General features: G+C 69.0%; 31 protein-coding genes. 16 read left to right on the forward strand and 15 right to left on the reverse strand.

The features are described 5' to 3' along the window. The first annotated feature begins 11 nt into the window (after positions 1-11). The 7 genes from MKK82_RS30795 to MKK82_RS30820 all read left to right on the forward strand — a co-directional run bounded on the left by MKK82_RS30795 (position 12) and on the right by MKK82_RS30820 (position 7238). Complete coding sequence (locus MKK82_RS30795) at positions 12-905, forward strand: hypothetical protein (protein ID WP_243987863.1); 894 nt, start codon at positions 12-14, stop codon at positions 903-905. A gap of 929 nt (positions 906-1834) precedes the next feature. Beyond that, complete coding sequence (locus MKK82_RS30800; protein ID WP_243987864.1) at positions 1835-3835, forward strand: beta strand repeat-containing protein; 2001 nt, start codon at positions 1835-1837, stop codon at positions 3833-3835. Positions 3836-3932: 97 nt separating this feature from the next. Next, positions 3933-4256, forward strand: coding sequence for a curli-like amyloid fiber formation chaperone CsgH (gene csgH / locus MKK82_RS34500; protein WP_409566842.1), 324 nt, complete (start codon positions 3933-3935; stop codon positions 4254-4256). Next, positions 4243-4782, forward strand: coding sequence for a hypothetical protein (locus MKK82_RS30805; RefSeq protein WP_243987866.1), 540 nt, complete (start codon positions 4243-4245; stop codon positions 4780-4782). The genes csgH and MKK82_RS30805 overlap by 14 nt, the downstream gene beginning before the upstream one ends. Before the next feature lie 24 nt (positions 4783-4806). Further along, complete coding sequence (locus MKK82_RS30810; protein WP_243987868.1) at positions 4807-5247, forward strand: curli assembly protein CsgF; 441 nt, start codon at positions 4807-4809, stop codon at positions 5245-5247. A gap of 134 nt (positions 5248-5381) precedes the next feature. Beyond that, positions 5382-6230 carry a CsgG/HfaB family protein gene (locus tag MKK82_RS30815; protein WP_243987888.1) on the forward strand — a complete coding sequence of 283 codons (849 nt, stop codon included), beginning with the start codon at positions 5382-5384 and terminating at the stop codon, positions 6228-6230. A gap of 24 nt (positions 6231-6254) precedes the next feature. Next, positions 6255-7238: a lytic transglycosylase domain-containing protein gene (locus tag MKK82_RS30820; protein ID WP_243987869.1), complete on the forward strand. Its 984-nt coding sequence runs from the start codon at positions 6255-6257 to the stop codon at positions 7236-7238. Here MKK82_RS30820 and MKK82_RS30825 read toward each other — a convergent pair. Next, positions 7232-7588 carry a hypothetical protein gene (locus MKK82_RS30825; RefSeq protein ID WP_243987870.1) on the reverse strand — a complete coding sequence of 119 codons (357 nt, stop codon included), beginning with the start codon at positions 7586-7588 and terminating at the stop codon, positions 7232-7234. The genes MKK82_RS30820 and MKK82_RS30825 overlap by 7 nt on opposite strands. A 199-nt stretch (positions 7589-7787) precedes the next feature. Between MKK82_RS30825 and MKK82_RS30830 the strand changes: the two genes are divergently transcribed. Together MKK82_RS30830 and MKK82_RS30835 are read left to right on the forward strand one after the other, a co-directional pair. Further along, a complete protein-coding gene (locus MKK82_RS30830; RefSeq protein ID WP_243987871.1) occupies positions 7788-8456 on the forward strand; it encodes a hypothetical protein in 669 nt (222 codons plus the stop codon). A gap of 38 nt (positions 8457-8494) precedes the next feature. Next, complete coding sequence (locus MKK82_RS30835) at positions 8495-8800, forward strand: hypothetical protein (protein ID WP_243987872.1); 306 nt, start codon at positions 8495-8497, stop codon at positions 8798-8800. A 36-nt stretch (positions 8801-8836) separates the two neighbouring features. Here the strand turns inward: MKK82_RS30835 and MKK82_RS30840 are convergent, their stop codons facing one another. From MKK82_RS30840 to MKK82_RS30865, 6 genes are all read right to left on the reverse strand, one after another. Then, positions 8837-9385 (reverse strand): hypothetical protein, encoded by a 549-nt coding sequence (locus tag MKK82_RS30840; protein ID WP_243987890.1) that lies wholly within the window; start codon positions 9383-9385, stop codon positions 8837-8839. A gap of 487 nt (positions 9386-9872) precedes the next feature. Further along, a complete protein-coding gene (locus MKK82_RS30845) occupies positions 9873-10436 on the reverse strand; it encodes a hypothetical protein (RefSeq protein ID WP_243987873.1) in 564 nt (187 codons plus the stop codon). Continuing rightward, positions 10412-11299 (reverse strand): hypothetical protein, encoded by an 888-nt coding sequence (locus tag MKK82_RS30850; RefSeq protein WP_243987874.1) that lies wholly within the window; start codon positions 11297-11299, stop codon positions 10412-10414. The genes MKK82_RS30845 and MKK82_RS30850 overlap by 25 nt, the downstream gene beginning before the upstream one ends. 1000 nt (positions 11300-12299) lie before the next feature. Beyond that, a complete protein-coding gene (locus tag MKK82_RS30855; protein WP_243987875.1) occupies positions 12300-12494 on the reverse strand; it encodes a hypothetical protein in 195 nt (64 codons plus the stop codon). 369 nt (positions 12495-12863) lie between these two features. Further along, positions 12864-13952, reverse strand: a complete 1089-nt coding sequence (locus MKK82_RS30860) for a helix-turn-helix transcriptional regulator (protein WP_243987876.1) — start codon at positions 13950-13952, stop codon at positions 12864-12866. 784 nt (positions 13953-14736) lie between these two features. Next, the gene (locus tag MKK82_RS30865; RefSeq protein ID WP_238293520.1) at positions 14737-14982 is read right to left on the reverse strand and encodes a hypothetical protein; all 246 of its coding nucleotides are present in this window, start codon (positions 14980-14982) and stop codon (positions 14737-14739) included. 133 nt (positions 14983-15115) lie between these two features. Between MKK82_RS30865 and MKK82_RS30870 the strand changes: the two genes are divergently transcribed. After that, complete coding sequence (locus MKK82_RS30870) at positions 15116-15304, forward strand: hypothetical protein (protein WP_238293526.1); 189 nt, start codon at positions 15116-15118, stop codon at positions 15302-15304. A 35-nt stretch (positions 15305-15339) separates the two neighbouring features. Here MKK82_RS30870 and MKK82_RS30875 read toward each other — a convergent pair whose 3' ends face one another. From MKK82_RS30875 to MKK82_RS30895, 5 genes are all read right to left on the reverse strand, one after another. Beyond that, positions 15340-15708 (reverse strand): hypothetical protein, encoded by a 369-nt coding sequence (locus MKK82_RS30875; RefSeq protein WP_238293528.1) that lies wholly within the window; start codon positions 15706-15708, stop codon positions 15340-15342. Positions 15709-15782: 74 nt separating this feature from the next. Continuing rightward, a complete protein-coding gene (locus tag MKK82_RS30880; protein WP_238293529.1) occupies positions 15783-16025 on the reverse strand; it encodes a DUF6522 family protein in 243 nt (80 codons plus the stop codon). 99 nt (positions 16026-16124) lie between these two features. Next, complete coding sequence (locus MKK82_RS30885) at positions 16125-16430, reverse strand: hypothetical protein (protein ID WP_243987877.1); 306 nt, start codon at positions 16428-16430, stop codon at positions 16125-16127. A 798-nt stretch (positions 16431-17228) separates the two neighbouring features. Next, complete coding sequence (locus MKK82_RS30890; protein ID WP_238293533.1) at positions 17229-17465, reverse strand: hypothetical protein; 237 nt, start codon at positions 17463-17465, stop codon at positions 17229-17231. Positions 17466-17915: 450 nt separating this feature from the next. Beyond that, positions 17916-18209: a hypothetical protein gene (locus tag MKK82_RS30895; protein ID WP_243987879.1), complete on the reverse strand. Its 294-nt coding sequence runs from the start codon at positions 18207-18209 to the stop codon at positions 17916-17918. A 1141-nt stretch (positions 18210-19350) separates the two neighbouring features. On the opposite strand from MKK82_RS30895, the gene MKK82_RS30900 reads away from it, so the two are divergent. The 6 genes from MKK82_RS30900 (at position 19351) to MKK82_RS30925 (ending at position 23287) form a co-directional block, all read left to right on the forward strand. Next, on the forward strand, positions 19351-19518 hold the full coding sequence (locus MKK82_RS30900) for a hypothetical protein (protein WP_238293537.1): 168 nt from the start codon (positions 19351-19353) through the stop codon (positions 19516-19518). Next, positions 19511-19867 carry a hypothetical protein gene (locus tag MKK82_RS30905; protein WP_238293538.1) on the forward strand — a complete coding sequence of 119 codons (357 nt, stop codon included), beginning with the start codon at positions 19511-19513 and terminating at the stop codon, positions 19865-19867. The genes MKK82_RS30900 and MKK82_RS30905 overlap by 8 nt, the downstream gene beginning before the upstream one ends. A 466-nt stretch (positions 19868-20333) precedes the next feature. Continuing rightward, positions 20334-20567: a hypothetical protein gene (locus MKK82_RS30910; protein WP_243987881.1), complete on the forward strand. Its 234-nt coding sequence runs from the start codon at positions 20334-20336 to the stop codon at positions 20565-20567. Positions 20568-21101: 534 nt separating this feature from the next. Then, on the forward strand, positions 21102-21281 hold the full coding sequence (locus MKK82_RS30915; RefSeq protein ID WP_238293542.1) for a hypothetical protein: 180 nt from the start codon (positions 21102-21104) through the stop codon (positions 21279-21281). Between the two features lie 3 nt (positions 21282-21284). Next, positions 21285-22256 (forward strand): thermonuclease family protein, encoded by a 972-nt coding sequence (locus MKK82_RS30920; RefSeq protein WP_243987883.1) that lies wholly within the window; start codon positions 21285-21287, stop codon positions 22254-22256. A gap of 635 nt (positions 22257-22891) precedes the next feature. After that, the gene (locus tag MKK82_RS30925) at positions 22892-23287 is read left to right on the forward strand and encodes a response regulator (protein ID WP_238293548.1); all 396 of its coding nucleotides are present in this window, start codon (positions 22892-22894) and stop codon (positions 23285-23287) included. 386 nt (positions 23288-23673) lie between these two features. Here the strand turns inward: MKK82_RS30925 and MKK82_RS30930 are convergent, their stop codons facing one another. The 3 genes from MKK82_RS30930 to MKK82_RS30940 all read right to left on the reverse strand — a co-directional run. Next, entirely contained in the window at positions 23674-24036 is a 363-nt protein-coding gene (locus MKK82_RS30930; protein WP_243987885.1) for a hypothetical protein, read from the reverse strand. Positions 24037-24150: 114 nt separating this feature from the next. Next, positions 24151-24384, reverse strand: coding sequence for a hypothetical protein (locus MKK82_RS30935; protein ID WP_243987887.1), 234 nt, complete (start codon positions 24382-24384; stop codon positions 24151-24153). 89 nt (positions 24385-24473) lie between these two features. Then, a partial coding sequence (locus MKK82_RS30940; protein ID WP_243984737.1) for a sugar transferase occupies positions 24474-24617 on the reverse strand: 144 nt, incomplete at its 5' end.

Consider the following 24617-nt stretch of genomic DNA (forward strand, 5'->3'; position numbering starts at 1 on the left):
CGAGGCGATCCATGCCGGCCCCCACGCCCCGCGCGGTCTTCGTCATTCGCGACACCGACTACGAGCTGCTCCTCGCCCGCCACGCGACCCGCGGCCAAGTCCGGTTCTTCCTGGAGAGCCGGGGGCAGGCGATCACCGAGGTCGAGGCGCGCCACGCCCGCTTCCAGGCGGTGCTGGCCGAGGCGCGGGCGGCCGTGCCCCTGGACTGGCGGCAGGCCCTGGTGCGGCGTCCCGATCTCGACCGGTTCCTGTTCGCCCCCGACGACGTGGTCGTGGCGCTGGGTCAGGACGGGCTGGTGGCCAACGTCGCCAAGTACCTGGACGGGCAGCCGGTGATCGGCGTCAACCCGGCGCCCGATCTCTACGACGGCGTCCTGGCGACGGCACGGGTGGAGGCCCTGCGCGCCCTGCTGCCCGCCAGCGGGGCCGGGGCCGTGCCGCTCCAGCGGCGCACCATGGTTCAGGCGGTGCTCGACGGCGGCGAGCGGCTGCTGGCCCTCAACGAGATCTTCGTCGGCCACCGGAGCCATCAATCCGCGCGCTACCGGATCGAGGACCGAGGCCGGGCCGAGGAGCAGTCGTCGAGCGGCCTGATCGTGGCCTCCGGGACGGGCCTGACCGGGTGGGCCCGCTCGATCAGCGACGCGACGCACCTGACCCTCGCGGTCGGCATCGAGGAGGCGGCGGTCGGCTACTGGGTGCGCGAGCCCTTCCCCAGCATCGCCACCGGAACGGCGCTGCGCGCGGGGAAGTTCGCCGGCGCCCCGCTCACCGTGACGTCGCGCATGAACGAGGGCGGGGTGATCTTCGCGGACGGGATCGAGCAGGACTTCCTCGCGTTCGACTGGGGGCGGCGGGTGGACCTCGCGCCGGCCTCCCGGATCCTGAACCTCGTCGCCGCCTAGCGGGGCGCCGCGCCTCCGGCGGGTGCAGCGGGCCTGCATCCTGAGGTCACTACGGCGGATGCCGCCCCGCGCCCCCGCGGACGTCCGCGCATCCGCGCCGCCGCGACGCACGCGGCGGCACGCGGCCGGATCGTTGCGGGACGGCCACAGGCGCCGCCCAGAATGCCCGACCGGCGAGCCGGCGATCCCCCGGCCCGTCCTCCGGCCGGGACGGCGGGCGGTCTCGGCGAAGCAGAACCGCTCCGGGGGGATGCCGGCGCCTCGAATTTCAATGTCAGATTGAAATTCGGGAGCCGGTTCGAACCTTGACCGCCGGCAGGATTCCGATGCCCTGGCCGTAATCCGACGGTCCGCGCCAGCATGAATAGCCACGGCCGCAATCGGATCGAAGCGTATACCATCCGAAATTCACCGGCCGCAGGACGACGAGGCTAATACTACATTACGACCTACTTCGGCGGTCCGGCCAAAGCTGTCGCCGGGGCCTCCACTGTTGGCCCCCAGGGGATTGTATCCAAAATCGTCAGAATCGGCTGGACAGGCCGGCCCGCAATGGTTATCAGACCCTTAAGTCTGTTCAGCCGAGGGCTCTGCCCAGGCCTGAACGCGTTAAGGACTGTCTTCAATTGTACTGAACGGGATGTCTTTGGTCCGTACGCCGTAAAACGTGCGGGCTGAAGAGTGCTGCGCGCCGTCATTCGGCCCTATTCATCATGAATTGCAGTCCACTACCGATCTGAATTGTGGTAAATAGGCACACAACCCCAGCGAAAACTGCTTAGCCTGCATTTCCGCACTAGACGGGCCGGCGAGATCAGTTACTAAAAGGTCAAGGTTCTCCCCGGGACTGATGTTCCGAAACGAGACCTGACGCGCCGCAGAAGATGGCACGTCCAGCGAATTCAAGCACTTCGAGGGAGTCGCATTCCATGAAAAAGCATATTCTCGGCCTGTCGATGGGCGTGGCCGCCTGCGCGATCGCGGCTTCGGCCTACGCTGACAACAACCGGGCCTACACCAGCCAGAACGGCACCGGGGCGACCAACACCATCACGCTGAACCAGAACGATGACGGCGGCGCGCTGTCCGAGACCAATGGCGGCGGCAACAACACGGTCGGCAAGGAAGGCACAGCGTTCTCGCAGAACGGTGGCGGCAACGACCTGACTGTCAGCCAGACCGGCAGCTACAACAGGCTCGGCGATGCCGTACAGGGCCTCCAGAACGGCAACGGCAACAGCGCCAACGTCCTCCAGGCGGGTCGCAGCGGGACCGTCGAGCTTCAGCAGCGCGGCACCAACAACGGCAAGTCGTCCTCGGGCTCGGCTCTGACCGGTCAGAACGGCGCAGCTTCGGGCAGCGACCGGATCAAGCAGGACAGCACGTCCAACAACGGCACCATCGACCTGCGCCAGACCTTCTCGACCAACGGCGAGTTTAACCTGCAGCAGAGCGGCAGCTACAACACGCAGACGGTGCGGCAGGCGGGCCGCGGCAACCAGGTTGTCACCGGTCAGGACGCCACCACGAGCAACAGCTCGATCACGGTCGGTCAGATCGGCACCTCCTCCTCGAAGCCCAATCTCGTCACCGCGACGCAGTCAAACACCTCCTCCAGCACCATTGAGGCTGCACAGGTCGGCTCGGGCAACAATGCCACGCTCAATCAGAATGGCGCGAGCAACAACAGCTCGATCAAGAGCGTTCAGGGCGGCACCGACAACACCGTCGTCGGCACGCAGAACGTCGGCGTTGCCAGCAGCTCTCTCTCGTTCGGCCAGCTCGGCTCCGGCAACTATGCCTACGGCGCGCAGTTCCTGAGCGTGAACAACAGCACGCTCTCGGTCAACCAGGTTGGCAGCAACAACAACGCTCGCACTGGTCAGCAGTACTCTGCGGCTGATACGCTCACGCTGAATCAGCTGGGCAACAAGAACATCGCTTCCCTCGTGCAGGTTGAGGGCAGCGACAACACGATGGCCGTCAATCAGCTCGGATCCTCCAGCGAGGCGCTTGTCCGCCAGCATAATGGTAGCCGCAACACGGCGACCGTGACCCAGAACAAAGGCACCGGGAACTACGCAGGCTTGGAGCAGACGGGCTCCAGAAATGCGGCGACGTCGACGCAGAGCGGAAGCGGGAGCAACACGCTCAGCGGTCCGGGTTCGGCTTGGGACGTCTACGCTCAGACCCTCACCGGCGCCCAGGTTTCCAATCGCCCGGCTGCGCTCCAGAACGGCGACGGGAACAAGCTGAGCAACACCCAGGACGGCTCGAATCTCTTTGCCTCGGCGAGCCAGATCCAGAATAGCAACGAGCTGACCAACAAGCAGACCGGCATGTATGCCAACCTCACCTCGGTGCAGAATGGCAACAACAACGTGATCTCCAGCACGCAGAATGGCACTGGCACTGACACCGCCACTGGCATCTTCGCAACCCTGACGCAGACCGGCGATCGGAACTCGATTGTGGGCTCGCAAGTCGGCTCCACTCTCACTGCAAACGTTACGCAGCTGACCAGCTACAATACCGCTAACTACACGCAGACCGGCAGCAACAGCTCCTTGAACGCTGTTCAACAGGGCGGTAATTCCAACAGCCTGACGAGCACGCAGGGCGACATGGCGATGCTGATGTCGACCCAGACCGGCGCCAACAACACCATCACCTCCACGCAGATGGGAACGGCTGGCCTCACCGGCGTGTCCGCGACGCTGACCCAGACCGGTAGCTGGAACACGATCACCGGCAACCAGACCGGCAGCAACAACAAGGCCACTGTGGACCAGACCGGTAGCTACAACCTCGCGGTCTACACCCAGTCTGGCTCGGGCAACGTCGCGAACCTGGCCCAGATCGCCAGCAGCAACGTCGTGAACAGCGCCCAGTCCGGCGTGAACAACACGATCAACGCCCGGCAGCGCTAAGCCTCTCGCCCGCGAAGCGGGCGAGCATCACGAGGCGAGTGAGGGCCGCGCTGCACAGCGCGGCCCTCATCCGTTACTGTAACCGCGAGGTCACATCATGCCCGTAACGGCTGCGATCGAACCCCCCGCAATCCGCTGTGAGTTGACTCGACAAGTGACCGCCGGCACGGTCTCCCTTACGGGATTGGTTTTCACGACAGATCCGAGATCAGGCACCTACCAGTTGCGCGTCGTGAAGAACGGACCATCAGGCTCCTCAGTGCTTAACCAAGGGGGCGCCTTCCAAACCGTCCCACCTCAGGCAAGCGCGGTCGGGCATCTGAGTTTCAGCGTCGAAGTTGGAGCGAACTACAAGGCCCATCTCAAGGTGGCGTCAGGCGAGATCAGTGCTGAGTGCGAGGACGGTCATGATCGGCTCTAGGAAGTTGAACGTCGCGCCCTCGGTCGTCCTGATCCTGCTCACAGCGGTCTGGGCCTCTCCGGCAGCAGCGCAGGCCACGATGACTCCCGAAGCACGGATGGCCAAGCCAGCCCAGGAATACGCGGTGATCGGCCACGAAACGATCCCGATCCCGCTCCTCTCGATCGGCGGCAACCAAGCTTCGATCACGCAGTCGGGCCAGTCCAACGCGCTGAACCTCGACCAGCAGGGCGGCTCCGTCGCGACGACGCAGCAGTTCGGCACCTCCAACACGGCGAACGTGGCCATGCGCGGCGACCAGAACGTCCTGTTCCTGGTCCAGTCCGGCTCCGGTAATGCGGCTACCGTCACGACAAGCGGCCCCAACACCGTCGGCGTTCAGCAGAACGGAAACAACAACCGAACCGACATCACGCTCAACGGTCAAGGTGCCACGGCCATGAGCCGGCAGGACGGCTCCAACTTGAGCAACGCGATCACCCAGAGCGGGGCCGGCAAGCCGGTCACCGTCGTCCAGAGCCGATAGGCCGGATCTGAAAAGGGATTGAGGATGCGCACCAGCCTTATCACCGTCACGGCGCTGCTCGCGCTCGCCACGTTCGATGCGCAGGCGGGCAACCTGATCTATCAGCCCGTCAATCCCGCCTTCGGCGGCAGCCCACTCAACGGCAATTGGCTGCAATCCGAGGCGACCGCCCAGAACTTCTACCAGCGCGAGGAGCAGCGTCGGTCACAGATTCAGAGCGCGCTAGAGCAGAACACTGGACGGCAGAGCCCCGGCCAGCTCTTCGCCCAGCAGCTTCAGTCCCAGCTCTACAGCTCGCTGGCCAACAAGATCACCTCGGCCATCTTCGGCGAGAACGCGCAGAACAGCGGCAATTTCAGCTTCCAGGGCACCAACATCTCGTTCCAGCGTATCGGCACCGATGTGCAGGTCACGATTAACGACGGACAAACAGTCACGCAGGTCACCGTCCCGTCGGGGCCATAATAAAATCTAAAACTTGATGCTCTATAGGTAGAACGAACTGTCAAAACAGCATCAAGCGGGGGATTAGTGTTTTGATCTGCAAGTTGCTGGGTCGCGCCCTGACGGCGGCGATCCTCCTCTCCTCGGCTGCCTGCATGCCGTCGTGGCTCAGCGACCCGCTCCTGCAGGCGCCGACGATCACGCCGCCCTCGGCCACGGGTCTCAACCTGACGAGCCTGCCGCCGCCCCTGCGCAGCGTCGACATCGCGGTCTACAACTTCCCGGACCTGACCGGGCAGAACAAGCCCAACGACAACATCGCCGAGTACTCGCGCGCGGTGACGCAGGGCGGCGCGGCCTTCGTGGTCGACGCCCTGCGCCGGGCCGGCAACGGCTCGTGGTTCCGCGTCGTCGAGCGCGCCGGCCTGGCCGACGTGCTGCAGGAGCGCCAGCTCATCCGCGCCACCCGCACGGAGTTCGCCCCCGACAACGTCAAGCCGCTCCCGCCCGTCCGCTTCGCCGGCCTGATCGTCGAGGGCGGCATCCTGGCCTACGACGCCAACACCATCACGGGCGGCCTCGGCGCGCGCTACCTCGGCATCGGCGGCGACGTGAAGTACCGCCGCGACATCGTGACGGTCGGGATGCGGATCGTCTCCGTCCAGACCGGCGAGGTGCTCGACAGCGTGACGGTGACCAAGACCATCTACTCCGTCGCCCTGGACAGCAGCACCTACCGCTACACCGCGCTCAACAAGCTGCTCGCCGTCGATGCCGGGATCACCCGCAACGAGCCGACCCAGATGGCGGTGCGCGAGGCGATCGAGCTCGCGGTCTACTCGACCGTGATGGAGGGCGTGCGCCGGGGTCTGTGGCGGTTCCGGGATCCGACGGTCGGCCGCCACCTCGTCGAGGAATACCTGCTCCGCGACAAGGGCGACGTGCCGGTCGAGGCCGTGGCCCAGGTGCCGGCCGGAGAAGTCGTCGTCGCGGCGAAGAACTGACGCCGGACTGCGGGAGAACAGGCCATGCATCCCTGCCTCCAGTGCCTGCTGGCCCTCCTGACCGGGTGGCTGATGCTGATCTCGCTGGTCGAGGGCGTCGCGCACGACCTGGCGCCGCCGCGGCGCGCGGTCGAGCGCGCCGCGCCGATGGCCGCGGCGGCGCGGGACACGGTGGTCAACCTGCGCGACCTCGCGGGGCCCGCCGACGCGGCTCCCGGCCCGTCCGCCGGCCTCTGGCCCGCCCCGGTCTCCGACCTGGTCCTCACAACGGGGGCTCCCGCCCTGCCGCCGACAAGCCGGCTGTGGGATTCCTGGGGCACGGGCCGGCCTGCGGCGAGCTACAGTCCCCTGATCTCCGATGCCGCCTCGCGCACCGGGCTGCCCTACGATTTCCTCTACCGCCTCCTGCGGCAGGAGAGCGGCCTGCGCGCGGACGCGGTCAGCCCCAAGGGGGCGCTGGGCATCGCGCAGTTCATGCCGGCGACCGCGCTGGAGCGCGGCCTGACCGACCCGTTCGACCCGAGCCAGGCCGTCATCAAGGCGGCGGAGCTTCTGCGCGACCACACGGCCCGCTTCGGCAATCTCGGCCTCGCGGCGGCCGCCTACAATGCCGGCCCCGGCCGCGTCGAGCGCTGGCTGGCCGGCGCCTCCGGGATGCCGCAGGAGACCCGCGACTACGTCCAGATCATCACCGGCCGGGTGGTGGAGGAGTGGGCGCCGGCGGGCCGCTGGGCCTCGCTCAGGCGCGCGCCGGGAGGCACCGAGACCGCCCTGCTGGCCGCCTCCCCGCTCTTCGCCGCCCCCCCGGCCGCCCCCTCGACAACCGTGTCGGCCGCGCTCGCGGCCGAATTCCCGGTCGGCCGGCGCCGAGCGACCCTGAAGACGATCCCGGCCGCCAAGGCGGGAGCCGGGCCGCGGCGGCACGAGGTGATCGCGCGGTCCGAGGACGAGCTCTGCGCGGCGGTCGGCGGTGGCGAAAACCGATGCCTCGTCCGGCGAACCTACTGACGGAGGGTGCGCCGGCGCTGCGGCTCGGCCTGCTCCACGCGGACCGGATCGAAGCGGACGGGCCGCAGCGCCGGACGGCGCGCCGCGGCGCTGCCGTCGCTGCGGGGATCGGGCTTGGCCTGCTTGAGGAGCTGGGGGCTGACGATGGGATCGGGCGGGCTTTGCGTGATGGCCGGGCCGAGACGCTGCCCCTCGGCGAAATCGAGACAATCCCGCAGCGCCGTCGGGTCGCGCACGAACGTGCAGTCATTGATGTTCGCGGACGGCTTGCCGCCCGGACGCGGCTGGCTGTAGGCGTCCGGCACGGACGCGAAGCCGAGGCAGAGGGCGAGGATGAGCCGTGCTTGCATGGCGCCGTTCGTTTCGCGCGCGGCACACGGCGTCGACCGGGATGGGCGCGCGTGACCTGAAGGTTCCGGATCCGGACGACTTCAAACGTCCGGGTCTGCACGGAAGTTCCTCCGCGCGGCGCGCGGGCATGACAAGTCGTCGAGCGGGAGTGAGCGCGTGAATACGGTGCAGCCGAGGCGTGACTACGGAGCGGGGTCGGTGACGGCCGGGACGCGGGACGCCGCCGCGCCGGGCCCCCGCCGCGCGATCCCGCTCGTCCTGGCCCTCGCCCTGTCGGCGTTCGGGCCGGCGGCCGCGCGGGCCGTGGAGGGCGCCGCGCCCCCTAAGGGAGACGCGCCCAAGGCGGACGCGCCCAGGACGGAGGCTCCGGCGCCCGCCCCGGCGGCGTCCGGCGAGGCCCGGCCGGCCACCTGCGACGCGACCTGCGTGCGGACCAGCGCCGACCGCGCCTCGCAGGTCTGCGCCCCGCGGGTCGAGAACGAGGCGCCGTTCGACTTCGAATGGCTGACGCGGCCCTACGGCGGCATCTTCCAGGAGGCCGACCCGCCCGCCGCGGGCGGGATGATCGTGCGCTACAAGGGTGATTCTATCCGGTTCATGAACCCGCAGCGCGAATGGGTGCGCATCACCTACGAGTGCGCGTTCAACGCCGCGACCCAGCGCGTCGAGGGCGTCGTGGTCCGGCTCGGCCGGCTCAACGGCCGGGGCCTGCCGCCGCCGCCCGGCAATGCCGGGCGGGTCGCGGCCGGGGGACCGCCGCAGGGCGCTCAGCCGCTCCCGCCCGCGCCGCCCCCGGCCAAGCGCAAGCCCAAGCCCGGCGAGCCGAGCAGCATCGAGATCCTGCAAGTCAATCCGTCGGGGCGATGAGGATGAGGCCACGCTGCCGTGTCTGGGCGATCCTGTGCTTGGCGTACACCCCCGCCTCGGCCCAGGCCCCTACCAACGTGAACGACTGCACGCTGCTGCCCGATCCGGTCGCGCTCCGGCGCTGCGTCGACGGCTTCGGACCGCAGAACCAGCGGCCGGCGCTCCTGCCGTCGCCGGCCCCGCCTCCCCCGGCGGCCGACGCGGCGGCCGAGGCGGTGCCGGCGCCCCGCGGCGCGGTCCCGCCCCCAACGGTCGCCCGACCCTCGGCGGACTGGCTGCACGAGACCGTGCCGGCCGCCAAGCGGGACAAGTCGAACCCGAACGCGATCCGGCTCGACGACTGACGCGTCGCCGGGCGCGGGCCGCGCCCGGCGACCGGTTTAGCGCTGGCGGACCGTGAGGGTCGCGTTCATGCCGCTCTGCGCGTAGACGACGGTCTGGTACTGGCCGGCCTGCGTGACAATGGCCGTGTTGCCCGACCCGCTCTGCACCCCGACGATGGTGTTGTACGCGCCCGTCTGATCGAGCTTGGCGAGGTTGTCCCGGCCGCTCTGGGCGGATTGGATCTCGTTGTGATCCCCGCGCTGGCTGACGACCAGCATGGCGAGGTCGTTCTGCGAGCTGGACAGGCGGTTGCGCGACCCCGACTGCGCGGCTCTCAGGCTGGCGTTCAGGCCGCCCTGATCCGACCGCAGGTCGTTGTCCCGCCCCGATTGGGAGACGTCGAACGCGTCGCCCCTCCCGGTCGTCACCCTGAACAGCTGATTGGCCGGGGCGGGCGCGCCGATCCTCAGGTCCCGGTACGCGTCGCCCGCGTTCTTCGCCGCCACGCGCGACGAGAGATCGTACAGGTCGCCCCGGATCGTCGCGGCGCCGTCCTGACCGGCCTCGGCCGCGCGGCAGGGGCTCCCCGGCTGCGCGAGCAGCACGAGCAACAGGGCCGCGCCGCACGGGACACGACGCCGGCGACCTGCCAGTCCGAAGCAAACGGCCATCGATTACTACGCCTGTTGATTACGCACGCACGTCTCCGAAGACTATCCGACATAGATTAAAGATCGATAAATCATTTTCCCTTGTTTTACAGGAAGTCCGACCCGGATCCCGGTGGACGGAGTCGACCGGCAAATCGATCGCCCGCTGATGACGCGATAGTCGAGGATCGATTGCGGAAGCAGGATGCCTTCCTCTTTACAACGACCGGCCATCCGGGCGGGTGGACTGCCCCCGGGGCGTGGACATCGCGCGTTGCACGTCGTGGGTGTCCGGGCGCACGCCGCCGCGTCGACCGGGACCGCCCTCAGCCCTCCCGCGCCTGATCGACGTTCGGGTGGATGGGACGGGGGCAGCACGAGGGGCAGCGCCGCCGCACGAAACACCGGGCCGGAGATCGCAGCCCCGCCTCCGGCGACCCGTTCAGAGAGGCGGTGCCCGGTCGCGGAGGGCGGACGGCGCGGGCGGAGGGTAGGCGGTTCGCAGGACGGCCATCACGTGGTCGGCCGAGGCCTCGCACCCCGCGGGCACGATGATCTTCAGGGCCAGATCGTCGGCTGCGGGAACGTCCTGCCCGGTCAATCGGGCATAGGCCAGGCGCGCGAGGTAGATCGCGTTGAGCCTGATCGTGACGAAGCGCGTCCCGAGGTCCCGGCCGCGATAGACGTAGAAGACCCGATCTCCGGGTTGCGGCCGTCCGACGAGCGACGGGTCCGGCTCGTAGGGACTCGCGCGGAGGAAATCGACGGCCACCGGTGATGCGCAGGGCGCGACCCGGATGGTGAAGGGCGCGGCGGCGGCCCGGGGGAGCGTTGCGCCCCCGCCGAGGTCCACGGGCTGCCCGGACGCTTCCCACGCCGGCGCGCCATCCGCCAACCGCTGCCAGTAGGCATAGGACCGGACCGACACCGAGACGGCGAGCAGGATGCAGAGGGCAGCGAGGCCGCTGCGGACCCAGGGCGTCAGGTTCGCGGGCTGAGTCGGCATGCGTCCCGCTCCACGCAGACCAGGATGGGGAGGATCGCCGCCGCGACGGAACCCAGCGCCACCAGGGACGACCCCGCCCCGTCGTGCCAGAACTGGTAGGCTTCGCGCGACGGCAGCATCGCCAGGATGCGCCCGATGTTGATCGCCACCACGGCGCAGGCGCTCACGCCCAGCGCGCGGAATGCCGCCGGGCCGACCGCTCGCTCGGCGATCTTCAGGATCGAGAGCCAGATCAGCCCGGTGAGCGACAGGTTGTGAAAGGACGAGCAGCCTTCCAGGATCACGATCGACCAGTCGTCCCGGACGTTCAGGCTCGCCCCGGCGATTCCGAGGCGGCCGTAGAACAGGCGCCCGATCCTGTAGATCAGGCCTACCTCGATGACCTCGATCATCTGGTAGGCCACCTTGAAGATCAGCTTCGCCCACAATTCGTAAATGGACAGTGCCAGCCAGATCTGACCGAGGTCGGCCCTTCGGCGATCGGTGCGCCCGCCGAGGAGAAACCAGGCTCCCGCGAGCGTCGTGGCGAGATAGACCCCGTGATGTTCCGGCACGAACCAAGCGAGCGCCGCGAGGAGAAGGACGGCGATGTCCGGTCCGGTCAGCGAGACGCGCCGGGAGGAATCGGCCAGGATCAGCGACAGACTTGCGGCGAACCCGAACGCCTCGCCCACATTGAACTCGACGAGACGCTGGGCGGATTGCGGCGCTTCGAGCAGATGCCGCTGCAGGATCGCCGACAGGACGGTGCCGGCCGTGAAGGCCAGCAGGGCCCCGCACGAGGCGGAGACGGCCCGGCCGGACACGAAGCCGCGAATGGCCCGAGGGAGGGTTACCTCCCGCTGCGCGCGGCCGTCACGCATCAGGGCGTGCCGTCCAGCCCGACTGCGCGAACCGGGGACTGCGCGAGCCGGCGGTCGCGCCTCCGCCGCAGATAGGCGACCGTGATGCCCGCGAGGAGCAGGCCGAGGCCGGCATTCACCTCGGGCGCGGGGGCACCACCGGAGCCGCTTCCGCCGCTCCAGCTCGGACTCGCCGCAGTCCCCGATCTGAAATCGGAGACGGAGTCGCCGGAACGCCGGCCCGCCATCGTGTAAGCCGCAGTCCTGCCCGCGCCGCCACCCGATGCCGACGCCAAGGGTGTACTCGCCGCGACCATCGATCCGCCGGGCACGCTCAATCGAACGTCGTTCACGGTCGCGGAGCTGCTCTGGTTAGCCGCGAGGGTACTGCCTCCGCCGGCGGCCACAGGGCCGCACAAGCACCGCCCGACATCATTGAAAAAGCATATACCTACGTAGTTCATGGCAAATACTCAATAACTCGGCCATGAATTCATACATCACACTTATTTCCGTAGTAGCAACCCTAAAACGTCGTTAACGATATTGAGTCACAGGCGTTTTATACAGCCAAGCTTGCCGCCGCCGATGCGCGTGACCCTCGAAGACGAACGGACCTCCGGTCCCGCCTCAAGACGGCGCGGGCCGGTGATCGGCGCTCAGTTCCAGCGCCGGGGCGGACTTCGGTGCAGGATGCGGAGGCGGCGGCACGAAGCGCCCGCGCGAACCGTAGCCTGCAGAGCCGGCCTGACATCGTCGGCGATCCGGTAGATCGAGCCGGGAAAGCCCAGGAGGCTGCGGTCCGGTGGGCCGAGGGACGGCACCGCTCCCGCGGCCACCCGCAGGGTCTCTCCATCGCGGCGCAGGGCGCCTGCGACGACCTTGCCGGAGACCCCGCGATCCGCCGGATGCGCGACCTCGGTCCGGCCGAAGCCCGCGACCACCTCGCGCGATGGGCCGGTGAACGCCGTTTATTGCGGGCTCACGCGGGCGGCCCGTCCCTGGGCATCGGTGACGACGATCACGGCAGGGCTTGGCTGCGCCCGGACGCCACCGCCTGCACGAAGGTCAGCACCTTCCGGCGGTCGGCGGGGTCTGTCAGGCCGTCCCATATCCGCAGCAACTCGGCCTGTTCGGCGATGGCGGAGGTGCAGCCGGCGGCGTCGTAGAACACCGCCTCGGGCTGGCCGATCGCTTCGGCGATACGTCGGATCACATCGCGCTTCGATATCCACGGGGTGGCGAGCGGCTCAACGACACTGTCCGACAAGGGGCGCCTCCGCGCGTCCCGCCGCCTCGCGAGGGTGCGGCCCTGCTGCACCGCGGATTGCAGCGATGCGTGCGTTCAACTTGTATGCGAGATTATGTATGTTGGATATGATCCGGGAGTGCAACAGCCTCTGCCGCGCCGCTTGCGCCGGCGAACCCTGCTGCGCGCCTCGTGCCGAGCCTCGCCACCGCCCGCGCGCGATCCGTCTCGAGGAGGCCGATCGGCGGTGACCACCGGTGACTCCGACAGCGGACGGATCGCCGGGGCTGACCGGTCCGGACCGTTTCCGTGATGCCGCCGGAACGGCCCTCGCGCTCATCGAACCGGGAGGGCAGCGCCGGCCAGAAGCTGCACCAGTTCTGCTTGCCGCGTGGTGCCCGTCTTCGCCATGACGGCCTTGAGCTGCGATCGCACGGTCGCGGACGAAGTCCCGAACTCGGCCGAGAGGCCGGCGACCGTGCTGCCGCCCGCGATGCCGCGTGCCACACGCGCCTCGGCGGCCGTGAGATCGAAGAGCCCTTCGAGGATCGACAGGCCCGGCACGTGGTTCATTGCCAGAGGCGTGAACACGGCGATCGCCTCGGCCGCCGCGAACAGGTCGGCGGCAGCCCGTCGGATGGGCAGCAGATGCAGGATGGTCGGCGGCTGACCGTCCCGGCCCGCCACGGGGATGGATCGCGCCGGCCTCCCTCCCTCGGTCGACACCGCGTCGAGGGCGTCAGCGAGGAGCCTATCCGCGGCCGGATCCGTCAGGACGAGGCGAGGCCCGTCGAGGATCAGGTCGCGCAGCAGGCCTTCGCAACTGCGGTTCATCGCCAGGACGCGTCCCCTGCGCCCGAGAACGGCAGCCGGGAGACCAACCGTCTCCAGCGCCTGCGCGGCGGCGCGCACGGTCTGCATGCGCAGCCGGGCCGACAGCGTGGCGGCCCGGGCGAGGTGCGGGCGCACGCTGTCGAGGCGGCCCACGGCATCCGGCGGGATGGGACCGCGTTCGGTGAGGCGCTCGACGTCGAACACCAGCTGATCGCCCGTCGGAACGGTGATGACGCTGGCCGCGCCCATCCCGAAACCGCGCGGGTTCAGAAACTCACGGAAAACCGGCTCCCGGGCGAACTCCTCCGGCGTGAAGACGTCGAGATCCGTGACGAACCCGGCATGCCGCTTCGCGAGCAGGCGCCGCGTGCGATCCGTCCGGGCGAACCAGCCCTCCTCGATGTAGGCCCGGATGGTGTCTGCGAAATTCGCCGTGGTGATGAACCGCGAGCTGTCCAGGTCCGTGGCGAACAGCACGGCTGCGTCCGCGCCGCCGTAGCGCGCGAGATCCATGAGGACCTCGGGCCATAGCTCCGGCAGGACGGCGGCCTCGTAGATCCGGTCGACCAGCTGCGTATGCGCGTCAGACATGTTCGTCGGCACCGCGTCGGGCCGACTCCGTCGCGCGGAGCGTCGGGGCGAGGCGGCCCGCCCGGGCCTCAAGGAGGGCGCCGGCCCCGTCGGGTGGCCGGCCCCGCGCACAGACGGGGCCGGCCGATGCGACAGCGGCCGCCGGCAGCAGAAGACCGCGCATTCCGCCCGGGACCATGTCCGCACCCTGACATTTCTGTAAAGTCTGTGTCGGACGTTCCAGCCGCTCATTCAAGGTAGTAAAAGATACGGCCCATGGGATTGTCGCATCTGCGTAAACAGTCTCCGGCCGCCTGCTGTACGGCGCCTGCCGGCGCCGCGCGCAGCTTCGAGCCGCGGGTGCGCCCGTGCCCCTCCCGGGCGGCGCGAGCGCCACCTTCGGGCGTCCGCATTCCGGCCGAAGGATCCTCGGCACCGCTCCGGGGCCCGGCGCACCGCGGCGCGCAGATCGGGGACTAGGCTCGCGACGCGGCCCGCCCGCAAGGAGCGCCGGCCGACATCTGTGACGCTGTTCCGCAGATCCTCCGCAGACGCCGCGAGGGGATTCCGCCCGATCTGCCCGGCTGATGGCGATGGTGAGAGACGGCGCGCCGCGGCGGAGCGGAGGGCCTTCGGGCGCGCCGTGGAAGCCTGCTTCGGCCGCAGCCTGACCGGCAACGTGGCCTTGCCGGCCGCGACCACCTCCGGCCGACCGAGGCGGTCGACTGACCGCCGGTCCGGACGCCGGACAACCGGGACATCCGTCCGACAGGTTCGATCTGTCCGCGGCGCTCGGCCGAGACGCTCAGGCCGCCTGGTCGTCGGCTACCGGCACGGCGAAGAACTTGAACGGATCCTCGACCAGCCCGCCCTGCGCATCCATCGCGTCCGCGCAGTGCTGGCTCTCCACCGGTGTCGACAGCCGATGCGTGAAGGTCGCTGTCGGCGCCTGAGCCCTGGCTGCTTCGATCTGCTTCTCAAGCTCACCAGCATGGGTCGAATGGCAGAACATCCAAGGCTCGCCATCCTTCTCGATCGTCACGTAGGCCATGCGGCTCCTCCTGCGGTTCCGGAGGGACAACGCGGCAGGAGGCGATCCGGGAGCGGGCGATCGTCACGGTGACGCGCCCGTCGTTCGCGCTTAGCCTCGCCCCCGTCTATGGCCCGCGTACCGATGGGTGCCGATGTTCGTCCCACCCGATCAGCGATCCGTCCCACCGCCCTGGGAGCCGCCGCGGCGTCCGTCGCGAGACTCCAAGCGGGGCGAGAACGCCGCCATCACGCTCATCATCCTGGTGTCGATCTTGGCGCTGTTCGCGCCCATCGCTGGCGGGACGCTCGTCGGCGTGGCCGCTGCCCTGCTTCGGCATTGAGGACCGGCCCGACCCTTGAGGTGCCGCCGCGCCGATCAGATGCCCACGCTCGCCGCCCCCGCCTCGGCGGCCTGCCGCACGCTGGCTCCGTCCCGCAGCGCCATCGCTATCGCGGTCGACATCGTATCCACGGCGTGCGCGCGATCTTCGCCGTGATCGTAGGGGCTGTTCTCGTTCGATCTCAGTCGCGCGTAATGGCCGTTCGGGTACTTCCGGTCCATTCGCTCCCGGAGCATCATGGCAGCGGCATTGTAGTCGTCCGCGAAGTTTCTCGTTTTGCCGCTGGACCGGCTCTCGAAGGCTCCGGCTTCCTTTTCCCGGGCAATCAGGTCGGCCCTGCGATTGTGCGCGCTTCCCATGAAGAACTGCAGGATCTTGGAGATCAACCAGCTGAGGAACGGCATCTAGATCTCCCGATCAGGCGGTGCGGAGCGCAACTGACCATTCATGGTAGCACGCTTCGCCGGATGGCGAGCCCTCACCACGCGTCCTCGCTGAGGAGTGTGCCGCTCTGATCGAAGACGCCGCGCCAGCCCTTGTTGAGCAACCGCACGGTGACGCGCGTGTGCCCCGGCTCCTCGTCCGCACTGGCCCGGATGCGGGCATCGACATGCCCCTGCTGCTCCATGCGCCTCAGATAAGCGGTGCTCACACCGAGACGTTCGGCAAGCTCGCGGGGATCGACGATCCAGTCGCCTCGGTAATCGAGGGTGAGCCGCATGGAGTGGACCTCCATCAGCTCGGCAGCAGATGCGGGGCTGAGATTGACGGTAGCACGGTTCGCGTCCGCCCGAACCGCCCTCCCGCCGGGACAGACCTTTCAATCCTGCCGGCTGGGCATCCAGCGCGACATGAACCGCGCCGGCCGGACATTACCGAGGCCGTCCCGCACCGGCTGCTCATCGTCAGGCAGCAACGACCCGATCAGCTGCAGCAGGTCGTCCCTTTCCTGGCCGCGGAACAGCACGAGGAACGAGCCGAGGTCCAGCTGGACTTCCGGATCGCTCTCGCAGGGACGATGCAGCACGTAAGGCTCACCGGTTTTGAGATCGCGCGTCAGAGCATAGCGGTCGCCGGCCGGACCGACGTGAAACTCTCTCGCCACGCGCGGCACCTGTTCAGTCATGGCTGCCCTACGCAAATCTGGACAATCAAGCTGCGGCATATTTGCATTGTATCTTGGAAGTCAATATTACAAAGGGCAACAGTACACAACCATGTGGGGCGGCGTCGACCTGATGGATCCTTGAAGTCCGCGGGATCGCGCCTGTAGACCGAAGAAAATCAACCCAAAGTTCTAGCCACGCCGTGAGCGCGGCGTCGCGACATCCTGGCGCGCCCTCCGCGGCGGAATGCTTTGCTTCGGCGGCAGGCCTCCTTCCGCTGGGCCAGAACTGCGGAAGCCTCCGGCCGGCCGCGCGGCCAAACCCTGGGCGGGCGCGAGGCCGGGCCTGGGCGCGCATCCCGCCGTCCGCTCCGCCCTCGCGGCTTGAGGGGGACCGCCCCGCAGCCGGTGACTCCGGCTGAACCCAAGACCCTCGGCGCCGATCTTCGCGGACGGTGAGCGCGCCCGACGTGAGCGCGATGCCCCTGCTGGCGGGGCTCCGTTGCCGGCCTCGATGCGGGCAGCCCGCGAGCCCGGTACCGGATGGCGCAGGCTCCGGGCAGCGCCGTATCCGACGCCCCGTCCTGCGGACCGGAGGAGCAGGCCCGCGCGGCGCCGCATCGCCTGCGGAACGGCGGCATCCGCACCGGGTCGACCGACACGTCAGCGCCTCGAGGAGCGCTTACCCGAGGACAGCGCGCCGATCGGCGGCGCACCCGAACGTGCGACGGGGCGCCCGGCCAGCACGTCGCACCGGCACGTCGCGCGGGCCGAGGGCGAGGGAATGAGCGCCGCGCCGTCCGTGAGGGATCGCGCCGTCTAGCAGCCGCGGCAGATCGTATTCATCGTCCTGTTCATTTTAGTATCGAACGTCTTTTTCTGAGCGTCCCGCGCGCGGTCCGCCTTGTCCATCTCGGCTTTTCTTTTCGGATCCATCCCCGTGCCGCTGCCGGGATCGCCGCTCGACGGCAGGGTGGTTGGTGTCGGCTGCCGGTGAGCAGGAGCCGCAATCGCTGGCGTGGCCGCGAGCAACACCGTGAGAGCAAATCGGAACATCAAGGCCGCCTCCAGCACAGGAACGGACGATCGCGCGCCGGGCTCAGCGATACCCCCGGCAGGCGGATCGCTCCACCGGGCGCCACTTAGCGGGCCGCGGCGTCGAGACCGGCGTCCGCAGGCACATCTAGAACGGGCCGCGAACGATCCCAGGCCGCAGATTGAGAACGCCGGCATCGGTCAGCCGCCTGTCACGGGCCACCGCGAACAGAACGGCACCCGTTGACGAACCCTTAACCACGATGTGCCAGGATGGCCGCAGCGTCCGGCCCGGGGCTTGCGCCGGAAGACCCGCACCGGGGCCTGCCATCCCCAGCCTCGGTGAGACCTCGGTGCGGCCTCGCCGCCGCGGTCGCAGAGACCCCGTCCGGGACGCGCCTGGACGGGCGCCACTCGTCCAGACCCCGGTTCCCAACCGGATCTTCAGACCGCGCCGTTCCCTACGCCGCGCTAGCCGATTTTGTCGGTCGGCTCGGTAGGCTCCACGCTCGTGCCGAGCGCCCCGCCTCCGGCCATCCCGATCGGGCTATGTTTGTCGCCGCCGGTCCGGCCCGATCCATCGTTGCGCCCAGAATTGTAAGGGTTGGTCTCCCGCCGCTGGTCACGGGCGGGCCCGGCGAAGTCCGTGAGCGGGCGCCAGGGGGTAGAGGGCGCACCCAGGCGAATGGCGCTGGGCAGGCGGAACATCCATGCAGCGAATATCATCCAAGGTACGACGAAACCAATAAAGGCGATCAGACCCATGGGGACCCTCCTCCCGAAAGCTGGGGATCCAGAGCAAACGTCGGGCGATCGGCCTTTGATCCTCACTGCTGTATTCGTCGCACCTGTGTGACCGTCCACACCCCGGCCCGCGCCGCCGGGATCCCCGCACGCCCAGCGCCCGGGCGATGCCCCGCCTCAGATGCGGCCGGCTATTCTTTGGATCTTCCTGGCACAAGGCAGAGTTACCGTTACTGGAAACGCCAGAAGGGAAAATCCATGCGCATCACAACGGTACTTGCAGTCGCTACGCTTGCCTTGTCGGCTCCGGCCTCGGCTTGGGCGCAGGGCGCTCCCGGCGGCAACGGCTCCGGTGGCAACATCGCGGGGGGATCCACCACGGGATCATCGGCGGCCGACACGGCACGTCGTGGGGCCACCACAGGCTCGACCATCACAACCGGCCCGTCGTCCGGAGCCGGCGCGGGTTCGATGGGCGCGAACGGTACGGCCGGTGGCTCGGCTGGCACAGCGGGCGCCGGAGCGGGTGGGTCGGCCGCAGGCGCCGCCGGCGCGCGCTGAGCGCCGGTGCGTAGACGCCCCGGAATGAAGGACTGCGCCGACCCGCAGTAGCCATCTCCGCGGCAGGCGTCGGCGCATCCGCCGAACGCCTGCCGCCGCCCAGGGACCGGTCCCCGATACGGTCGGCACGGCCACACCCGTCAGCGCCTTGCCCAATCCGGGCGGGGACGGACGCCACCGGGATCCCGGCGGGGCGACCATTGGCGCCAGGGTCCGCGTTCGCGAGGCCGACAGACCGCATGGGGGCTCTTGCCATCCCTGCCGGACGCTCCTAGCCTGAGGACCTCGGCGCGCATCGCATGCGGCGCCGACACCGGAGAGGAGGTTCGCCATGAGACATCACGGCACCAGCCCCCGAGCATCGCGCGCCGCCGATGCAGACCAGGACAGTCCGCCCAACGACGACCGGCAGGGATCGTGACTCTTCGAGCGGCGATTGGCTGGCCGGATTGAAGAGTGTGGACCCTGCAAGAACCCGCCGCCTCCTGACGGCGGGTTTTTTCATGCGTCGCGTTCGCATTTCGTACCGCTGTGTCGCCGGCGCGGCAGCCGGCGCCGTAAAGCTTGGCTAGGGTGCTCGCGTCTCCGAGAGGCGCCTTCCATGCTGCTCCCCGTACTCACCGTTCGTCGCTGCCTGCTGGTCGGGCTGATGCTCGCCGGTCTGATCGCGCTGGCGGACGCCACAGCGCGTCATGAGTTGCAGACGGCCACGGGCGAGATGGCCTTTGCCGCGGCGGGCGCGCAGCTGGCCGACGCGTCCGATGAGTAGCCGCACGGCGCACATCCGCGGCTTGGCCCTGGTCCTCACGCTCGCGGGTGCCGGACCGGCCTCGGCCCTGGAGGTCGAGCCGGCCGAACTGCCGGCCATGGAGCGCGCGTGGCACGGGTGCTTGCGCGCGGCCTACGACCGCCAGCCCGAGAACGGCAGCCGGTCCGGCCGCGGGCGTCATGCGTTGAGGGAATGCAAGGCGAGCGAGGACGCCTACGTGGCGGCTTTGATGGCGGCGCGGCCCGACGATCCCGACATGCCCGTGCACGGCTGGGCACGGACGTGGGCGGCATACGTGGCCTTCGTGGTCGATCCGGTGAAGGCGTGGATTGAGGCGCTTCGGCGCTGAGGCCACCGGGAGCCGAAGTCGACCCGCGGTTCACCCGCTGTGCGCCCGTGCACGGATGGCCGTGATCCTGCCGCCACCGGCCGACGTTCGAGCGGCACGCTCACGCGAGATGGCGGCCATGATGATCCTCCCCCCTCACCGGGCAAATGGTGGACCTGCGTGTGCCGCGGCCCAGCCCCAGGATCGCCTGGACAGAGCGATCCAACCGGTTTCCGCAGCCACAAGCGCCGGCCGCTTGCAGTACTACCGACACCCCTCCCCCAGCATTGATGCGGATTATTTGCATCGCTTTCCCGTGTTGGCGCGTTCTAATCATCAACGGACCGGTATTCCGGTACGATTGTCGACATAGAGGAGAGGCGAATGCTGCGCGGTGGTTTGCTATGGCTGCTGGGAATCCCGCTGCCGATCCTGCTGCTGCTGTGGTTCTTCGGCGTGTTCCACTGAGCGCCGGTAGGCCAGCATCATGCCCTACACAGTCGAGATCACGACGCCACCGGTGCAGGTCGACGGCGAGGAACAACCCGCAAGGCTGTACCAGCTGCCGGATCCGTTCAGCACATTGGCCGAAGCCAAGGAAGCCGCGGTCTCGCACATAGCGGGGCTCGGGCTCGATCCCGCGGGCGTCCTCTACAACGTGTTCGACCGCGAGGGGTTTACGGTCGCATCCAGCGCCGAACTGCTGGCCGAAGCGGGGTGACACGACGACCGTGGGTCGGCGCCCCACGGTGTTCAGATCCCCCCGCATGCCCCGCCTCTCCCACGGCGGCCCGGCCAAAGCGTCACGGGCGAGGCGTCACGGGCGAGGGACAGGAAACCGTCCGCACCTGCCCGTCGACGCCCGTCCGCCTGCAACGCCACCTTGTGATGTCACGAACGCCTCGGGCACATCGACAGGGGTAATGCTACTCCGAGCAGCGGCCCATCGCAGCCGCCCACCGGAGTTCAGGCCCAGTGCCGGCTGCCCGCACGACGCCGATACCGCACAGGAGCGGGGCGACCGCACCGTTCCGGCCTGGAACGGTGGTCACGCCTACGCGTCAGGCCTCGACGTGGGCCGCACGGCGATCCAAGGGGCCCGGCATTGCGCGACGCGGAGGCGGCCGACCTGGGCGCGACCGACCGCACGCTCGATGGCCGACCGTCCAAGGGCCGATGGGTACAGGTCGTGCCGCAATCTTGCTCGACAACCTGAAGGCGAGTGAGGCAGTGTCGGCTTCCGAGGAGGAAGTCGATGCCCCGCACACGCACCGCGCGCCGCGCGCTCCCCCTGGTCAAAGGCACGGCTTCGGCCTTCGCCGCGCCGATGCTGGTCACCGTGCTGGCATCCAGCGCCGCCGAGGCCCGTTGCGGATCCCGCGGAGGGCCGGGCGACCGGAAGGCTGACGGCAAGTGCGCCTCGCACCGGGACTGACCGGTGCGCGCCAGCCTCATCACACTCGCCGCGGCGGCTGTCGTCTCACTCGGGTCGTCCATCGCGCTGGCTAGCCCGGCGCTCCCGATCGCCCTGGCTGCCATGGCCACGGTGGTCGCCATCACCGCCACCGCGGCATGGCGGGCCAGCACGTCGGCGAAGGCGGCGGCGGAAGCCGCTACGCCCCCCGACAGGGTCGGCGTCGGGGGCACCGGCGCCGGCATCGGCGTCACTGAGGGCTGGCCCTTGCGCCGCCGACACGTGGCCCTGGCCCTGGCCGTCAGCCTGTCCGCTCCAGCCCTGGGCGCGGAGCCGGTCGTCGGACGCGCCTCCGTGATCGACGGGGATACCATCGAGATCCGCGGCACCCGCTTCCGCCTGCAGGGGGTCGATACCCCCGAGCATGCGCAACTGTGCCGGGATCGGTCCGGCAAGGAGTACCGCTGCGGTCAGGTCGCCGCGAACGCGCTGGCCGACAAGATCGGCGCGGGGAACGTCGCCTGCGATCCGATCACAACGGATCGCTTCAGGCGCACCGTCGCGATCTGCAGGCTTGGGGCGGAGGATCTGAACGGCTGGCTCGTGGGCGAGGGTTTCGGCATCGCCTATCGCCGCTACAGCACCGCCTACGCCGACCGGGAGGAGGCCGCCAAGGCCGCACGGCGTGGGCTGTGGGGCGGCTCGTTCACGCCGCCCTGGGCGTGGCGCAAAGGTGAGCGGGCGATGGCGCTGGGCTTTGCGGCGAACGGTGGTCCAGACGGGCCGATCCCCGCCCCCGCCAAGCCTGGACCGGAAGCATCCGGCACGACCCGCTGCGCGATCAAGGGCAACATCAACCGCACGGGCGACCACATCTACCACGTGCCCGGGTCCCGGGATTACGCGCGGACCGTCATCACCGAGTCCGACGGTGAACGATGGTTCTGCTCGGAGGCCGAGGCACACGCGGCCGGCTGGCGGGCACCGCGGGGTTGATGGGGCGCATCCACGAACAGCGCGGCCCCTACCGGAGCCCGTGCCGAAGTTTCTGCGGGACGAGGAAGGGTGCGGGCGGGCAGATCGAGACACCGCCCGCCGGTGCGCGGTGGACGCCACGTTCGTGGGCCGGGTGCGCGGCTCACGGATGTCCAGCACCCGTGAGCCGGCTCCGCGTACCTGTCGCGACCGCCACGGCGACGCCACCCAGATGGACGCCGCGCGGCTCGGCCGGCCGCAGCCCGCGCCGGACCCGCGGCTCAGCCGCCCCCGATGCCAGTCGTGACCTTGCCGGTGCCTTTGCACTCCGGGCAGCTCTCGCCATCAACCTTGCCCGTGCCGCTGCAGGCCGGGCACAGGTTCTCGCCGGTCCCAGGGGTTCCTGGGGGCGCGTCGTCGCCGGGTTTGGTGGGGTTTGTGTCGCCCATCGATGCCTCCCTTACGAAGGGCAAACCGGCGGACTCAGGCACCGTTCCTGGCTCGGCGCTCAGGCGCAGGATGGCTGAACGCGCCTGTCAGCCGGCGCCGTCGCGACATCCTCGCGGGGATGCGGCTTTTGTGACGTTCGACCGGGACGCAATCGGCGCCTGCCGCGTTGAAGGGCGTTGAGGGGCATTGGTTGGTGGAGATCCCGTATGGCGGACGCCTTTGCGCCGCGGCTCGCCGTGCTGCTGGTCGAGGATCACCCGTTGCAGCTCATGGAGGCGTCTGCGGCCCTGCGGGATGCGGGGTACGAGGTCGCCGAGGCGGCAACCGTCGAAGCGGCGCAGGCCCATCTCGCGGCGCGCCCCGAACTGGTGGCCATGGTTGCGGACGTGGACCTAGCCGGCGAGCCCTTGAGCGGCTTCACCCTGGCCAAAGCCGTGGCCGCCCGCTGGCCGGAACTCGCCATCCTTATCGTGTCGGGGGTGGAGTGGCCGGGCGTGGATCAGATGCCCATGGGCGCGAGGTTCCTGCGCAAACCGTTCCTGCCCGATGGGCTTGCCGCGGCCCTTGGCGCTGTTCTGGCGGCGCGGGGGATCGGCGTGTGAGCCGCCCCCGCCACGGCCCTAGTCTGCCAGGGCGGCCAGGAGCGAGAACGATCCGGCGAGCACGAACGTGCCCGCCACGAGGGACGAGATCAGCAGCATGTGAAGACCTTGTTGGGATGCCGATACGGCTGTGCTTTCCCAACGCCCAAGGTCGAGCTCGGTTGCGGATGGCCGATTGCTGAGCGTCAGCGGGCTCCCGGCCACGGATGGCGGGCAGGATGAGGCGCCCTACGCGAGGCCGCGGCCGACTGGGGGCAGCAGCGGGCGGTGATCGGCGCGCGGATCGGCAAGCGGATCGGCAAATGAACATCCGGCGCCCGGACCGCGAAGGGCGGCATCAGAAAATTGCTCCCCCTTCCATAAGACAACGTAAATCAATGACTGTTTTATAATCTGCCGCTTAAACCCTGAAGGGGAGAAACAAACTGCCTTTCTCGTGGCCGCCCACCGCTGATGTGTAGCGTCTTGACATGAATTGGGTAGCTGCAGTGACTGCTGCCTACATCACGGGTTACCTCGCGTTCTGGCGTCTGTGCCGCACTGCGCCAGTAATGCCTGAGGATCACATCTTGGAGCGAGATCAAACCGAACAGCCAGAACAGTCCCCCGAGCAGCATACCGATCCGGGCCACCATCCCGAGCAGCACGCCGCTCAAGATGGCGATCGTGCCCATGCGCGCGAACAGTCTTCGCCCTGATGTGAGCCGCACCGGCAAGGCTTCGATCGCGCCGCTTATGGTCTGAGACACGTTCAGGGCCTCAACCCGCCGTCGCGGGTCGACGAGCCACCGACGGGCCCAGGACCCTCCAGGGTTCCGGAACCGCGCAGCAGGGTTGATGGGGTGGCCGGGTGCGGGCAGCGTCTACGTTTCGCCCCGCATCGGACGGAGAAGCGCCCCGAGCAGAAAGCCGAACTGGCCGCATACCGTCAGAGCGAAGGCGCGCCGTACGAAGCCCGCGTTCATGCCCAGGTGATAGACGTAGACACCGTAGGCCAGCTCGGCCGCCACGAGCGGCAGAAACACAACGAGCCCCCACACCGAACCGAACCGGCCCAGCATCAACCCGAACAGCGCGTTCAGCAGAAGGCCTTTCATAGCCGCGTCCCTGGGTCCGGTCCTATGAGGCTTAACCATACCTCTCAGTAAACTACGTAGGACAGCTCAGGGCCGCACAACGCTGTGCATCAGCGGCTTCCGCGCTGGGCGAGGACGGCGGGGATTGTGCGCAGGAGGATGGCGAGATCCCGGCGCAGGCTCCAGCGGGTGGCGTAGTCGAGGTCGAGGGCGACGCGCTCGGCGTAGGTGGTGTCGGAGCGGCCCGAGACCTG

It is taken from the genome of Methylobacterium sp. E-046, assembly GCF_022829625.1.
GTDB classification, from domain to species: Bacteria; Pseudomonadota; Alphaproteobacteria; order Rhizobiales; family Beijerinckiaceae; genus Methylobacterium; species Methylobacterium longum.

What these genes read in the sequence shown, in the direction of transcription:
- csgH (WP_409566842.1), top strand. Translation starts at nt 3,933, where the DNA reads ATGCCCGTAACGGCTGCGATCGAACCCCCCGCAATCCGCTGTGAGTTG.
- MKK82_RS30885 (WP_243987877.1), bottom strand. Translation starts at nt 16,430, where the DNA reads ATGACTGAACAGGTGCCGCGCGTGGCGAGAGAGTTTCACGTCGGTCCG.
- MKK82_RS30935 (WP_243987887.1), bottom strand. Translation starts at nt 24,384, where the DNA reads ATGAAAGGCCTTCTGCTGAACGCGCTGTTCGGGTTGATGCTGGGCCGG.
- MKK82_RS30890 (WP_238293533.1), bottom strand. Translation starts at nt 17,465, where the DNA reads ATGTTCCGATTTGCTCTCACGGTGTTGCTCGCGGCCACGCCAGCGATT.
- MKK82_RS30865 (WP_238293520.1), bottom strand. Translation starts at nt 14,982, where the DNA reads ATGGCCTACGTGACGATCGAGAAGGATGGCGAGCCTTGGATGTTCTGC.
- MKK82_RS30880 (WP_238293529.1), bottom strand. Translation starts at nt 16,025, where the DNA reads ATGCGGCTCACCCTCGATTACCGAGGCGACTGGATCGTCGATCCCCGC.
- MKK82_RS30810 (WP_243987868.1), top strand. Translation starts at nt 4,807, where the DNA reads ATGCGCACCAGCCTTATCACCGTCACGGCGCTGCTCGCGCTCGCCACG.
- MKK82_RS30805 (WP_243987866.1), top strand. Translation starts at nt 4,243, where the DNA reads ATGATCGGCTCTAGGAAGTTGAACGTCGCGCCCTCGGTCGTCCTGATC.
- MKK82_RS30860 (WP_243987876.1), bottom strand. Translation starts at nt 13,952, where the DNA reads ATGTCTGACGCGCATACGCAGCTGGTCGACCGGATCTACGAGGCCGCC.
- MKK82_RS30925 (WP_238293548.1), top strand. Translation starts at nt 22,892, where the DNA reads ATGGCGGACGCCTTTGCGCCGCGGCTCGCCGTGCTGCTGGTCGAGGAT.
- MKK82_RS30895 (WP_243987879.1), bottom strand. Translation starts at nt 18,209, where the DNA reads ATGGGTCTGATCGCCTTTATTGGTTTCGTCGTACCTTGGATGATATTC.
- MKK82_RS30905 (WP_238293538.1), top strand. Translation starts at nt 19,511, where the DNA reads ATGAGTAGCCGCACGGCGCACATCCGCGGCTTGGCCCTGGTCCTCACG.
- MKK82_RS30910 (WP_243987881.1), top strand. Translation starts at nt 20,334, where the DNA reads ATGCCCTACACAGTCGAGATCACGACGCCACCGGTGCAGGTCGACGGC.
- MKK82_RS30845 (WP_243987873.1), bottom strand. Translation starts at nt 10,436, where the DNA reads ATGCCGACTCAGCCCGCGAACCTGACGCCCTGGGTCCGCAGCGGCCTC.
- MKK82_RS30850 (WP_243987874.1), bottom strand. Translation starts at nt 11,299, where the DNA reads ATGCGTGACGGCCGCGCGCAGCGGGAGGTAACCCTCCCTCGGGCCATT.
- MKK82_RS30870 (WP_238293526.1), top strand. Translation starts at nt 15,116, where the DNA reads ATGTTCGTCCCACCCGATCAGCGATCCGTCCCACCGCCCTGGGAGCCG.
- MKK82_RS30795 (WP_243987863.1), top strand. Translation starts at nt 12, where the DNA reads ATGCCGGCCCCCACGCCCCGCGCGGTCTTCGTCATTCGCGACACCGAC.
- MKK82_RS30800 (WP_243987864.1), top strand. Translation starts at nt 1,835, where the DNA reads ATGAAAAAGCATATTCTCGGCCTGTCGATGGGCGTGGCCGCCTGCGCG.
- MKK82_RS30915 (WP_238293542.1), top strand. Translation starts at nt 21,102, where the DNA reads ATGCCCCGCACACGCACCGCGCGCCGCGCGCTCCCCCTGGTCAAAGGC.
- MKK82_RS30900 (WP_238293537.1), top strand. Translation starts at nt 19,351, where the DNA reads ATGCTGCTCCCCGTACTCACCGTTCGTCGCTGCCTGCTGGTCGGGCTG.
- MKK82_RS30815 (WP_243987888.1), top strand. Translation starts at nt 5,382, where the DNA reads ATGCCGTCGTGGCTCAGCGACCCGCTCCTGCAGGCGCCGACGATCACG.
- MKK82_RS30825 (WP_243987870.1), bottom strand. Translation starts at nt 7,588, where the DNA reads ATGCAAGCACGGCTCATCCTCGCCCTCTGCCTCGGCTTCGCGTCCGTG.
- MKK82_RS30875 (WP_238293528.1), bottom strand. Translation starts at nt 15,708, where the DNA reads ATGCCGTTCCTCAGCTGGTTGATCTCCAAGATCCTGCAGTTCTTCATG.
- MKK82_RS30820 (WP_243987869.1), top strand. Translation starts at nt 6,255, where the DNA reads ATGCATCCCTGCCTCCAGTGCCTGCTGGCCCTCCTGACCGGGTGGCTG.